The organism is Pseudomonas psychrophila, from assembly GCF_001043005.1.
Lineage (GTDB): Bacteria > Pseudomonadota > Gammaproteobacteria > Pseudomonadales > Pseudomonadaceae > Aquipseudomonas > Aquipseudomonas psychrophila.
In genome coordinates, this window is the sequence record NZ_JYKZ01000001.1 from 485167 (window position 1) to 497856 (window position 12690).

Genomic DNA, 12690 nt, shown 5'->3' on the forward strand with positions numbered 1-12690 from the left:
GGGCCATCTGAGGATTTCGAGACGGCACAGGCCAGAATGGTTAGATGACAGCAATCAGATCAACGTTGAGCCCCTTGAACTAACGCCTCTGGACTGTAATAACTTCTAGGGCGGGGTTCACGCGACTGGTACTGATCGCTCCATTCGCCAAGCACAAAAGCCTTCTGTTGGAAATCGATATTCTGAAAAGGCAGCGGGATAACGCCTGGCAGGTCGCAAGAAATACTTGAATAGACAATGCCACCTCGCCAGTGTTTGTTCTGAGTATCCCATAGATCGCTGAGGACAACGTTCCAAGTATCCTCATCTAGATAAAGAGTTCGTGATGCCACCGAGTTTCGCACACCGTCCTTCAGTTTCCCCTCCACTTGCCAAACTCGATGCAACTCCCACCGAACAAACTCAGGCTTTATGAAATGAGGACCAATCGCAGCATCTGGTCCTGCTTTTAGCATTTTATTGGTATTATAAGGAATATACATTTCCTTACGGCCGACCAGTTTCCAATCATATTGCTCAGGAGACCCAAAAAAGCCGTAAGCCTCATCAAAGTTAGCGACGCCCGAAACGAAAAAGTTTGGTGTGTCAAACTGGACGTTGGGCAATTTGCGTACGCGGCGCTGGCCAGGCATATATTGCCATGACCCAAAAAGCTGGTTTTGATAATCCATGGGGAACACCCCGACTGTTGCTTCGCCTACCCTGCGAGCCGGTGCTTTGAGCTGAGCGCGCGATAACATCCAGTGAGTGCCATCGAATTTGCTTTCACCGTCTTGGACATAGTAGGGATACACACGACTCGCCTCGATACGTGCAGAGAGTGAGCGGGTACCGTTAGAGTCAACGACAAATAAATCCGCGACCGTATCCGCTGCGGAGCCTTTCCATGCCAGAAAATGGTTCCACATTGCTTCACCACCCGATTGCGGAATCGGGAAAGGAGTGCCGCGATAGGCACCTTTCACTGCCTTTCCACCTTCAGTTAGCGTTGCCCGCGATGCATTGGTCTTGGTGTACTGATAAACCCACTCCGGCTCAATTGCGGTTCGGTGCGTTGGATAGATATCCACCCGGTAATCTGGGTTGGATTGCAGTAGGCTTTGCACGCTGAGCGACAGCTGATCCTTGTGTTCCGCCATATTCTGAGCAGTAATGGATAGGATCGGTTTTTCGTCCGCGAACGGTTCCCAGGCCAGACTACCTGCAGGAAGGTTGGCAGGGCACTGGGTTTTGCTCCCGGTCCAGGCTGGAATGGTACCTGCTGCGTTGCCGGCTTTGATCGCTCCGAGTGGGGTCAGCGTGGTGCCCAAACTTTGCACTTCTTCAGCAGACGCAGCCGCGTGGCTTACGTTGAAGAAGACCGGGTGCAGCATGCCCGCAGCCATGAGCACGTAGAGTGAGGTCTTATGTTTATTGTGGCGCATATAAATCTCCAGCTTCATGGGCGTTATTTTTGTTGTAAAGCTTTCGGTAATCTTCAAATCGCCGCAGCCACCGCCATATCGGAAAGGCGCTGGAAGCGTTCAATGTTTCTCGCTTGGGGAAGAACTCCCGCACTCAGGCAGGTAAATGTCATGTTCAACACTGGATCGACCCAGAACAGGCCGGTGCCGGCACCATAGTTGCCGAAGGTCTCCTCGCTGGTGAGGGTGCCAAACTGATGGTGAACCAGGTCAGCGCCGCGCACGTTGAAGCCCAGGCCGATGCAGGCTTTGGGTGGAGTGGTCCAGCCTGCGCGCAACGCAACCGTTCGATAGAGCTCATTGTAGAGGTCCCCAGTCCAGTTCTTGCGCGCGACCTCGATCGTTCTCGGTGCCAAGATTCGCGTCCCGTCCAGTTCGCCACCGCGGCGTAGCATTTCTGCGAATCGGGAGAGGTCAGCAGTGGTCGATACGGCCCCGACGTGAGCCGCTTCGTTGACTTCTTCTTCAAACAAGCTGTAGCGACCTGACTGCGTCCGGCCGAGACACGCGATAGGAATAACGCCGCGCATCTGCGGAACCACCTTCCGCTCACGCAAATCGGGACGCACACCCATCCAGGTATCTGTCATGCCCAACGGCTCAAACAGGTCCTGGTGAATCAGCGTGCGCAGGTCGCGCCCTTGAGGGTCGGTTTTGCGGAGCAATTCGCCCAGCAGGATATGGTTGACCGCTGGTGCATAATCACAGCGCTCCCCGGGCAGTACAGCGCCATGAACGTTCTCGCAAATGGCGTCGAGCATTTCATCCAGCCGGTCTTGATACATATCTGGTTTTGGCACCCAAACCCCCGGCATGCCGGTGGTATGGGTCAGCAGATGCTTCACCGTAACCCCATCGCGTGGGGCGCCGCGAAACTCGGGAATCACATCAGCGACTTTCGTGGTCAGCGCGAACTGTCCCCGCTCGATTGCCGCCAAGGTCAAGATATTAACGAAAGCTTTTGTTAATGAAAAAATGCTGAAGACCGAGTTTGTGGAAAGTGCTTTTTGACGAGTCTCATCCTCCCAGCCGATTGCTTCTTCCAGACCGGCTTCACCATTGCGAGTCACCCGAATCACAGCACCAAAATAAACGCCCTTGCTGACATCTTCTTCAATGGCACGCTTGATCTGTGCTAGACGTTCCGGAACTAGTCCCATCGCCTGCTTGGTCATTTAGTACTCCTCTTTAACGTTGATAACGCGGCCGTCATCGACGTACCCCACCACAACAGCGAGTTAAAAATTCGCGATTGCGCACGTTTGGCTTAACTGCAAGCCCTTTCTGAGTGGTAGTAATACCGAGCATCCCAACTCCCATCACCTATCTGATGGACAGTGGAGCGGCACACACAGCGAGTCATCGCGCCTGGCGATACGAGCCTATCTTTCGATAGGAAGTGGAATCAGAAGAATGAGTTATGGTGCAGAGACGAGCCCTTCAGCGCTCGGTGGCACGGGCATCTTTCGGCAGCACGATCTAAGCCGAGCAGTGGTCGTTGCATTGCCCGATTAGCGCAGGCTTAATTAGCAGGCATCGCCTGCGTAGCACCGTATGACGCAAGAGCTGAGATGCAATAAGAGGTTACCTACCGCCCTATAGGAGGTGATGCGATGCATCATAAAACATCAGTACCTATTACTGAACGCGAATCATTCAATACCTGGTTGCCTAGTATATTTTCTGTTGATCAACCTGCTGCACCTGCTAAAGATGCCCTGCCGCGCGAGCTACTCCATCAACAACTGAGGAGCTGTTTCTCACGAATTGCACTCATTCACACGCCCGCGGGTTATGGTCGTACGACGTTACTGGCGCAGCATTACCAGCATTTGAAAGCGCAGGGTGCCACACTTGTATGGGTAGCGTGCAGCAACCTTGAGCGGGCTGTACATCAGCTCGGTACTCTCTACGAGCATTTTCAAGATGGCGATAACCATGCTCAGTGGCGTGCAGCTCAGAACAACACGGAGATATCGGCCCGCGCCTATATTTTGATCGATGATGCGCACAAGCTGCAGCCTGGCGACAGCTCCCGCCTGTTGGCCCTGCTATTGGAGTCGGCGCCGTCGGGTGTGCAGTTCATCGTGTCCAGCCGCGGAAGCTCGCCTATCAATCTGGCTCAGTACAGGTTGCGCGGTGAGCTTATGGAGATGAGCAGTAAGCATCTGGCATTCACGGCTGCGGAAAATTCCCAGTTTTTGCAACGCTATGCAGTTGCAACAGACGGAGAGGGCGTCAGCAAGCTGCTGCGATTGACCGATGGCTGGCCAGGGGGGATGAACCTCGCGATGCAGTGCTGGCGATCCCGGGATGAACCCACCCACCCCGCGCCATGGGAGGAAGCCAGTTGGTATGAAGACTTCTTTAGGGAAGAGGTCTTCGACGCACAAACAACGGCTATTCAAGAGTTGCTGTTGAGCTGTTCGGTACTAGAACAAATCGATTTTGCCGCGTGTGACGCCCTGCGCAAGACTGAAGGCAGTGCCGCTTTGCTCCGCTATTGCGCTGCCAACGATCTGTTCCTCAGCCAGGACGCAAGATACCCCAACAGTTATCGGTTGCATCCGCTCTTTCGCAAGTTCCTGGCCCAACAGCTGCACGAATCTTCGCAGCACACCTTGAAGAGTCTGCACCTGAGCGCCAGTGAGCACTTTCTCCACCACAACCAATTATTCAAAGCCTACAACCACGCCTTGCAATCGAACGATGCTGAGCACGCTGCGAAAATCGTGGACGACAATATCGTGATGTTTTTCGAAGCCAGCGATGACCCAGCTTGGCGCCTGGTTGAACAATTGCCCCGCCACGTACTGAATCGCTACCCGCGAATCTTGCTTGGCCAAGCCTGGTCCATGCTACACCTGTGGAAGTTTGAGACAGCCAAAGAGTTGCTGCGGATCGCCCGCGAGTACCTCGGCACCGAGGAAGCGCGGCACCGCTATGGTGACAACGGCTTGCGCATCCTGCGTCAGGAACTCCTGCACCGCGAGGCCATGTTTTCAATGATGGTCGACGATACCCACCTCTTGGAAACGCAAGCGCTTGACCTAATCGACAAGTACAGCGAGGCCCACCCGATCATGCGTGGTAGCGTCTATAACGCGTTGCTGTACGCCCATCGGGAACGCTTCAAACTGGATGAAATCGAGCACTTAGGCCACCTTGCCGAAGAGCAGCTCAGGCGTGGGGACAGCAAGCTATCAATCATTGTGCACGCTGCTATCATCGGTCCAGCACGGTTTATGGCTGGACAAACGCAACAAGTAATCAACGACTTGCGTAGTGCCCTCAAGGCTGCTGAGGGTATAACCGGCGTCGGCTCACCATACGCCACAATCCTGGCCCTGCCGCTGGCCGAGGTGCACTACGAGCGAAACGAATTGATGGAAGCGCGCGAGTTGCTGGCCACTTACCTGCCTCTGGTGGAGTACGAGGGGTTCATCGATCAGACGATTTCCGGCTGGCTGACTGCGGTCAAGCTTGCGTGTCATGACGATAATTATGCAGAGGCATTCGCGCTCCTGGATAAAGCGGATCAGGCCGCCAGGCAGCACGGCTTCGAGCGCCTGCGCTATTGCGCGCTGGCGGAACGGATGCGCCTGTTGCTCGCATTGGGAGATCAGAAGGAAGTACTCCGGCTCGGCCGCATGAATGGACTGATCGGCCAGCTCGAACATGTTCGACCAGTCTCCAAGGTTACCACCCGCGACGAGGCACGGGCTTTTTGTTGTGTACGCGTAGCCATGGCGCAAGGTCGGCTCAACGACGCAATCGAGCTGTGCCGTGTCTGGCAGCGCTTCTTGCATCAAGCAGATGCCGTGCACAACTGTCTGCGCTGGGAAGTCCTTCACGCCCACCTGCTGCTGCTCTCGGGGAACGATAAAGGGGCCCAGCGCGGCCTGAAAAAAAGCTTCGAGACGGCCGCTCGTAGGCGTATTGTGCGCACATTCGTGGATGAGAAGGCCTGGCTAGGTGGATTGCTTGGCAGCATGGACCACATGCACGTAACGTTCGCGACCAGCGTTCAGGTCGATGACTTTATCGAAGAGCTGAGCGTGCTTTGTCGCGGCACAGAGGCGTTCCACGTTTTGGAGCGCCAACCGAAACTGCCATCCCCGGCCCTGCCATTGTCGAACGAGCTACCGACACTTTCCTCCGATGCCATTTCGGGTGTTCTCAACAGTCGCGAAATCGAGATATTACATTTGGTTCATGGCGGTCTGCGCAACAAGGAAATTGGGCGACGATTGAACATCACAGAGGGTTGTGTCAAATGGTACATGCAACAGATATTCGACAAGATCGGCGTTCGGCGCCGTAGTCAGGCCGTAAGTCGTGCACGACAGTTCGGCGTAATCTTTTAGTCAGCGGAGCGAAGTAACGCGCTGCGCGCGTTACTTCGCTCCTGCCTGCCCCCTGATCAACAGATAGGTTATAGCCAGCAGAATCGTTCTTTAAGCTGATCTCACGTGCAAGAAATCCAACAACAACGTGAGAACTAATGATGAGCGGCCTTTATCGCAATGTAATCCCCACCACCGATGCTGACCCGTGGGCCGTCGAAGAAATCCGTAATGCCAAGAGCTCTGAAAGCCGTATTCGCGAGCTTGGCCCGGTGGTCTGGCTCAGTCAGCATAAGTGTTTCTTTGTTGGCCAACACGCACCTGCCCAATCCGTCCTGACCCGTTGGCGGGAGTTCTCCTCAACCGGGCGCCCTTTCCAGGACGAACAGTCGATCGTCCCCCAAATTCTGGTCACCGAGGACCCGCCAGCGCATACGCGCTCGCGCGATGCACTCATGCATCTCCTGTCGCCACCGGCCATCAAGTCCATGCGCGAAGAGTTCACCCGCCAGGCCGAAGCGGTAGTGGATCGCTTTCTGCAGCAAGGCACTCTTGATGGGGTTCAGGACCTAGCCTCCAGTTACATCCTCAAGATATTCCCGGATGCGATCGGCCTGCCGGAAGAGAATCGCGAGCGGGTACTCAAGTTCGGCGAGGCAGCCTTCAACGGTGCAGGTCCCCGCAACAAAATTCTTGCGGATTCGCTGGTGCAGGCCGTGCCGGCATTCGAGTGGATCGAACGCAATTGCAACCGTGAGGCGGTCACCCCCAATGGTTTGGCGGGCCGTCTTTATGGGTTCGCCGATGAAGGGATTTTGACCGAGGCCGAGGCGAACTTGCTTGTGATGACCCTTCTCGGCGCAGGCTTCGACACCACCATGGTGACGATAGGCAACACTCTGCATGCATTTAGCCAGTACCCAGAAGAATGGAGCAAGCTGCACGCTAACCCGTTGCTCGCAAAAAATGCGCTGGAAGAGACGCTCCGCTATGACCCGCCGGCGCGCATGATGGGGCGGCTGGTGACGCAGGATCTGGAGTTGGAAGGCGCGCCCCTACAGAAAGGCGACGTGCTGGGAGTCTTCCTCGGTGCCGCCGGGCGTGACCCGCGCCGCTGGGAAAATGCCGATCAATACGACCTTACTCGCAAAGGCCCGCACCTCGGCTTTGGCGTGGGTGTACATAGCTGTGCCGGCCAAGCTTTGGCGCGTCTGGAGTTCGAGTGTTTGTTCAGCGTCCTGGCACAACGCGTCAAAAAAGTGGAGCTCATTGGCACTCCCGAAAGGCTGATCAACAACAACATCCTAGGCTGGATTCGCGTGCCATTGAAGTTGCACGCCGCCTGACATGGAAGTTGAGAAATACAGTGACTGTCCGCAGTGCTCGTGCCTGAGACGCGCTAGCGCGTCCGATCCGGGCCATCAACTTCCTCTCTACAGATAGGGTTTATCTCTCCCTGAGAACGCATTGAATGACGTCGGGGCACAACAATAACGTACCCGGGCCTCGCAAGATCGGAGCATCCCCATGAGTTCAGCACTCAGCTTAACAGTTAAAGTTCAAAGTAAGCGGCAAGAAGCGCTAGATATCTGTAGTTTCGAGTTGATCGATCCAGATGGTAAGCCGCTGCCGTCATTTAGTGCTGGTGCGCACATTGACGTTCAAGTACGTCCGGGACTAATTCGCCAGTACTCGTTGTGCAACCCCCCTCACGAAAACCAGCGTTACCTGATAGGCGTCCTCAAGGATCCACAGTCTCGCGGTGGCTCGGTAGGTATGCATGAGGGTATTCACGAAGGTGACCTGCTCACCATCAGTCCCCCAAAAAATCACTTCCCCCTGGTCAATGCGCAAAAAATCCTGCTCATGGCCGGCGGCATCGGCATCACGCCCATGCTGTGCATGGCCGAGCGCCTGCAACAACTGGGTACCGACTTCGCCTTGCACTATTGCGCACGCGGGCTAGATCGAATGGCCTTCCACAAGCGCATTACTAAATCGCCGTTTCATCACCGTGCCTCCCTCCATCTGGATTCCGGTGACCCTGACCAAAAACTCGATATGCGTGCCCTGATTGCCGATACCGATCCCCAAACCCATGTGTACGTCTGCGGCCCGAAAGGCTTCATTGATTACGTGCTCGGTACCTGCAAGGCCGCCAACTGGCCTGCGGAGCAACTACACGTCGAGTATTTCGCCGGAGCAGTTGTCGATCACTCCGCCGACGATGCCTTTGAAGTCGAGATTGCCAGTACCGGCGCCGTCTACACCATCCCGGCAGAGCGCAACGTGGTCGAGGTGCTGGAAGAACAAGGCATCGAGATCATGTATTCGTGCAGCCAAGGTGTGTGCGGCACGTGCATCACGCGAGTGCTGGACGGTATTCCCGATCATCGCGACCTCTATTTGGATGAGGTCGCGCAAGCAGCAAATGATCAATTTACCCCTTGCTGTTCCAGGGCCAAATCCAAACGCCTGGTACTGGATTTGTAGTTTGGGCTGCCGTCGGATGCTGCTGCAATATTTATGAGGTGTGGGATGACAACAAGAAAAAACGTACTAGTTATCGGCGCTGGCCCGACTGGGCTGTTAACCGCCTATGGTCTGGCAAAACAAGGGGTGCACGTGACTGTGGTAGAGGAGCGTGCAACGCTCGACGACTCCCCGCGCGCCATGGTGTATCTGCCATCCAGTTTGAAAGCCCTGGACGATCTTGGGCTGCTTGAAGATGCTGAAAAAGTCGGCGCCCGCGGACACGCGTTCACCATGCGCTTTGCCAGTGGCTATATCGGTGAGCTTGATCACCGTGTCCTCCAGGAACATACCCCCTATTACTACACGTTGCACTTCGGCCAGCATGTACTCGCCAAGTTGATCCTCGATCGGTTCCTACAGCTTCCCAACACTTCAGTCCTCTGGGGCACGCGCTTCAATCGGGTTCTCGACAATTCTGATCGGGTAGCCATTGAAGTTTCTACCCAGGCTGGGGAGCAGCGGCTGGAAGCGGATTGGCTGGTCGCCGCCGACGGCGCCCGTAGTTCGGTTCGCAAGGCCTTGGACATTGAGTTTGAAGGCTTCACCTGGCCCGATACGTTCATGGCCACCAACGTCTATTTCGATTTCGCAGCCCACGGCTATTGCGAGAATACGATGATCGCCGACCCCGTTGAGTGGGCCGTGATTTCCAAGATCAATAACGACAATCTTTGGCGCGTCGCTTACGGCGAGCGTAGCGACTGGTCTGAAGAAGAACGTCAGGCAAACGTCGCAAAGCGATATCAGCACTTCTTGCCCGAGAGCGCCAGCTACAAGCTTGAGCGAGCCAGTTCCTATCGCGTCCATCAGCGTTGTGCCTCGACGTATCGCGCTGGCCGGGTCTTGTTGGCGGGTGACGCTGCACACGCCACCAGCCCGATTGGCGGGCTCGGCTTTACCGCCGGGATTCAGGACGCCACTACCCTGATCGAGGCCTTGGGTCTCGTGCTTAACGGCCACGATGAAGACGTGCTGGATTATTACGCCGGCGAGCGCAGACGGATCTTCCTGGACATCGTTAACCCCCTGGCCATCGAGCATAAACGCCGGGTGCAGGAAGCAGACCCAGTAAAACGGGCGCAGGACGAAGAAGGCTTTCGCAAGATGGCCTCCGATCCCAACTATGTGCGCAACGCCCTGATGAATCTCTTCGCTCTTGTCAGTACTCCATACAGCGCTGATTGGCGCGACCGATTGAGCGAGCGGGACGTGCGTGAGCCGCATTCCATGCCGCTGTTTACCGCCACCGACGATTGATATGCGCAGCGACTTCAAGGAGCAAGCAATGAGCCGTATTGAAACAATGCAGGGCAAAGTAGCAGTCATCACCGGAGGCGCTTCCGGCATCGGGCGCGGGATTGCTGAACGGATGATTGCCCAAGGGGCCCAGGTGGTTATCGCCGATATCGACGATGATCGTCTACAGGCTACTGCCCTGGAGATCGGAGCGACCGGCATTCGCACCGACGTGACCAGCAGCGTGAGTGTACAAGCCCTGGCTGATGCAGTGCTGAGCCTGCATGGCAAAGTCGACATTTTGTGCAACAACGCTGGCATCGGTCCGATGGCGGCAATTTCGGACCTCACACTGAATGACTGGAAGTGGATGCTCGACGTCAATCTGTGGGGCGTCATTCATGGCATCCACTCGTTCCTGCCGCTGCTTAAGTCCAATGCCGATGGGGGGCACATTGTAAACACCTCATCGATGTCCGGTATGGCCGTCACCCCTACCCTCGGCGCTTATGCCGTCGCCAAATTTGGCGTGGTTGCCCTGTCAGAAGTTCTGGCACAAGAGTTGGAAATCGAGAACTCCAAGGTTGGTGTGAGTGTGCTGTGCCCCGGACCTGTGCGGACCAACATCGGCAACAGCAGTCGCAATCGACCGAAGGACCTCGGCGAGGGTCACCTTGCCGATGTGGACCTTGAATCTACCGAACACTTCAGAGACGTGCACATTCCCTGGGTAAGCCCGGCCTATACCGGTGATTTGGTCATCGACGCAATCAAGCGTGGCGACCTCTACGTACTCACCCATCCCGAATTGTTCGACTTCATTTACGCACGGCATCAACAGATCGCCGAATCGGTGGAGCAGGCGTTGGCGCGTCAGCAAAGCGCTGCTTCCGCCGTCCAATAAACCATTCAGCATGGGACAACAAAAAATGTATATAAAAAACTGCTGGTATACCGTTGCCTGGAATTATGAGCTTGAGGATGAGGGGCTTTTCAAAACCTCCGTATTGAATGAGCCAATGGTGATCTATCGGACTGCTGACGGTGGCTATGCCGCGCTGGAAGACCGCTGCTGCCACCGCGGTTGTTCCTCTCGTTAACTTGCCGACTTGAATCATTGGCTTTGCCAAGGTCTCCCGCCCAATGGGAGACCGTCCTGCCTCGCGTCGACATGCCAACTGTTATGGAGTTACCAATGAACACCCCCGTTGCGACTACCCCGTTTGATTCGGTTGAAACAATACTTAATTTCGCAGACCCCACGCAAAAGCTCGCCTACATGGACGATGCGGTGAAGGGGAACGCCAAGATTCGAACCATCCCGTACCCCGTTAAAATTCACAACGCACGCCTCTCAGCAGCCGACTTCACGCTGGAAAAAAATGCATTCACGCTGGTTAAAATGACCAGTGCTGTTAGCGACTTCACCGATCTGGAAAATGTGCGCCAGGTGTATTTCGAAGAAGTCGTCAATGTCATCAAGCAGCATACCAACGCCACACATGTCGTCGTGTTTGGCGAGCAATTACGTGGTGGCAGCGAGGGCGGAGTTGCCAGGGTTCGCACCCCAGCAATGAACGTACACGTTGATTACGACACTCCCACCGCGCATGCGATTGCCGAGCACCTGGTGCCGGAAAATGACCGTCAACGCCTCCTCAACGGGCGGTGGATGATCATCAACGTTTGGCGGCCGATCAAGCCTGTACAGCGTCACCCGCTGACCGTATTGGATGGTTCGACCATCGACCGAAACGACCAACACCTCTGCAAACTATTGGCTACTCGATCGGGTGTTAGCCCTGCATTTGGCTTCAACATTTCCTACAACGAGCAGCAACGCTGGTACTACTACCCGGCGATGCAGCCCGATGAAATGCTGTTGTTCAAACTAGTCGACTCAGATGCCGAAGCAGTGCAATGGGCTGGTCACAGCGCGTTTGATGACCCTACCAGTGCTGCCGATGCACCGGCTCGCGAGAGCTTGGAAGTGCGTACGATCGCATTCATCCCAAATCCTTGAAGAAACGAAAAGGAGGGACTCTGTGCTTACATTAATTACTGGCGCGGGCGGTTTCGTGGGTAGTGCGCTCATTGAGCACTTACTCCGCGATGCTGGTCCAGATGACCGGATCCTGGCATCGGACCTCGCGTTCCACCAGGCTCCGGTGGACCCCCGGGTGCAGCACGTGGTCGGCGGTTTGACCGAGCGAAAGGTGCTGGAACAGCTACTGAGTCATCCCGCCGATACAGTTTTTCATTTGGCAACCGTAGCTGGCCGTCAATCGGTCGATGACTTTGCACTCGGAAAAGCCACCAACCTAGATGCCACCATAGAGTTACTGGAGGGCATTCGCCGACAAGGCCACAGCCCTAGGTTTGTCTTTGCCAGCTCAGCGGCAGTCTTCTCCAGTCCTTGGCCGGTGGAGATCAACGATGCAACGTTGCCCAATCCAGGCATCAGCTATGCCACGCATAAATTGGTCTGTGAGCATCTCATCAATGACTACAGCCGCGCAGGGTTCCTTGACGGGCTGGCACTCCGGCTTCCCGGCATTATCGCCCGCCCTGCGGGCTCACAAACCATGTTATCGGCGTTTCTCAGCGATGTGTTCTATGCCGCTCGCGCCCATCAGCCATTTATCTTGCCGATGGCTGCTGATGCCGGGACCTGGGTAATGTCGGTGAAGGCTTGTGTCGAAAACCTAGCCCATGCTGCACGCTTTACAGGTGAGCTACCAGCCAGGCGCAACTGGACCCTGCCCGCGCTGTATGTCCAGATGCAGGCTTTGATTGACGCATTGGCGGAGTTCTATGGCGAGCATGTACATGGCTTGATTACGTGTGAAGGTAATAGCGCCGTCGAAGCTATCTTCAGGCAACCACCGTTGGCTGCTGAGGGAGCGCGACAGCTGGGCTTCATCGGCGATGACTCAGTACAAATGCTGATTCAGAACGTTATCTCCGCAAACCCCGCACTCACCCTCGGTTAGGTATTTGGAGAACTTGCTGCCTCGTCGGGAGCGCAGCAAGCTTTTTCTTCTCGGCGTAAATGGCGGCGTCGATGCCACTCGGGCACTGCTGCGCAACTTTAGCCATTCCCCCATCAA

10 protein-coding genes are annotated in these 12690 nt (G+C 55.6%); 8 read left to right on the plus strand and 2 right to left on the minus strand.

The window, feature by feature from the left end; genetic code table 11:
* Window positions 1-59: 59 nt before the first annotated feature.
* Together TU76_RS02300 and TU76_RS02305 are read right to left on the minus strand one after the other, a co-directional pair.
* Window positions 60-1481 (minus strand): DUF1329 domain-containing protein, encoded by a 1422-nt coding sequence (locus TU76_RS02300; RefSeq protein ID WP_082136482.1) that lies wholly within the window; start codon window positions 1479-1481, stop codon window positions 60-62.
* Window positions 1478-2638 (minus strand): serine hydrolase domain-containing protein, encoded by a 1161-nt coding sequence (locus TU76_RS02305; RefSeq protein ID WP_048351007.1) that lies wholly within the window; start codon window positions 2636-2638, stop codon window positions 1478-1480. Before TU76_RS02305 ends, TU76_RS02300 begins: the two co-directional genes overlap by 4 nt.
* A 438-nt stretch (window positions 2639-3076) precedes the next feature.
* On the opposite strand from TU76_RS02305, the gene TU76_RS02315 reads away from it, so the two are divergent.
* The 8 genes from TU76_RS02315 to TU76_RS02345 all read left to right on the plus strand — a co-directional run bounded on the left by TU76_RS02315 (window position 3077) and on the right by TU76_RS02345 (window position 12573).
* The gene (locus TU76_RS02315; protein ID WP_082136483.1) at window positions 3077-5830 is read left to right on the plus strand and encodes a winged helix-turn-helix domain-containing protein; all 2754 of its coding nucleotides are present in this window, start codon (window positions 3077-3079) and stop codon (window positions 5828-5830) included.
* 140 nt (window positions 5831-5970) lie between these two features.
* The gene (locus TU76_RS02320) at window positions 5971-7155 is read left to right on the plus strand and encodes a cytochrome P450 (protein WP_048351260.1); all 1185 of its coding nucleotides are present in this window, start codon (window positions 5971-5973) and stop codon (window positions 7153-7155) included.
* 181 nt (window positions 7156-7336) lie between these two features.
* Entirely contained in the window at window positions 7337-8302 is a 966-nt protein-coding gene (locus TU76_RS02325; protein WP_048351010.1) for a PDR/VanB family oxidoreductase, read from the plus strand.
* Between the two features lie 45 nt (window positions 8303-8347).
* The gene (locus tag TU76_RS02330) at window positions 8348-9601 is read left to right on the plus strand and encodes an FAD-dependent oxidoreductase (protein ID WP_072022792.1); all 1254 of its coding nucleotides are present in this window, start codon (window positions 8348-8350) and stop codon (window positions 9599-9601) included.
* A 28-nt stretch (window positions 9602-9629) separates the two neighbouring features.
* Window positions 9630-10484 carry an SDR family NAD(P)-dependent oxidoreductase gene (locus tag TU76_RS02335; RefSeq protein WP_048351011.1) on the plus strand — a complete coding sequence of 285 codons (855 nt, stop codon included), beginning with the start codon at window positions 9630-9632 and terminating at the stop codon, window positions 10482-10484.
* 25 nt (window positions 10485-10509) lie between these two features.
* Window positions 10510-10680 carry a Rieske 2Fe-2S domain-containing protein gene (locus TU76_RS24530; protein ID WP_231984237.1) on the plus strand — a complete coding sequence of 57 codons (171 nt, stop codon included), beginning with the start codon at window positions 10510-10512 and terminating at the stop codon, window positions 10678-10680.
* A 95-nt stretch (window positions 10681-10775) separates the two neighbouring features.
* Window positions 10776-11603 carry a CmcJ/NvfI family oxidoreductase gene (locus TU76_RS25175; RefSeq protein ID WP_048351012.1) on the plus strand — a complete coding sequence of 276 codons (828 nt, stop codon included), beginning with the start codon at window positions 10776-10778 and terminating at the stop codon, window positions 11601-11603.
* Window positions 11604-11625: 22 nt separating this feature from the next.
* Window positions 11626-12573, plus strand: coding sequence for an NAD-dependent epimerase/dehydratase family protein (locus TU76_RS02345; protein ID WP_048351013.1), 948 nt, complete (start codon window positions 11626-11628; stop codon window positions 12571-12573).
* The last annotated feature ends 117 nt before the right edge of the window (window positions 12574-12690 follow it).

Excerpts from the sequence above, each read along its gene's own strand:
- TU76_RS02305 (WP_048351007.1), bottom strand. The coding sequence starts at position 2,638 with ATGACCAAGCAGGCGATGGGACTAGTTCCGGAACGTCTAGCACAGATC.
- TU76_RS02315 (WP_082136483.1), top strand. The coding sequence starts at position 3,077 with ATGCATCATAAAACATCAGTACCTATTACTGAACGCGAATCATTCAAT.
- TU76_RS02320 (WP_048351260.1), top strand. The coding sequence starts at position 5,971 with ATGAGCGGCCTTTATCGCAATGTAATCCCCACCACCGATGCTGACCCG.
- TU76_RS02325 (WP_048351010.1), top strand. The coding sequence starts at position 7,337 with ATGAGTTCAGCACTCAGCTTAACAGTTAAAGTTCAAAGTAAGCGGCAA.
- TU76_RS02330 (WP_072022792.1), top strand. The coding sequence starts at position 8,348 with ATGACAACAAGAAAAAACGTACTAGTTATCGGCGCTGGCCCGACTGGG.
- TU76_RS02335 (WP_048351011.1), top strand. The coding sequence starts at position 9,630 with ATGAGCCGTATTGAAACAATGCAGGGCAAAGTAGCAGTCATCACCGGA.
- TU76_RS24530 (WP_231984237.1), top strand. The coding sequence starts at position 10,510 with ATGTATATAAAAAACTGCTGGTATACCGTTGCCTGGAATTATGAGCTT.
- TU76_RS25175 (WP_048351012.1), top strand. The coding sequence starts at position 10,776 with ATGAACACCCCCGTTGCGACTACCCCGTTTGATTCGGTTGAAACAATA.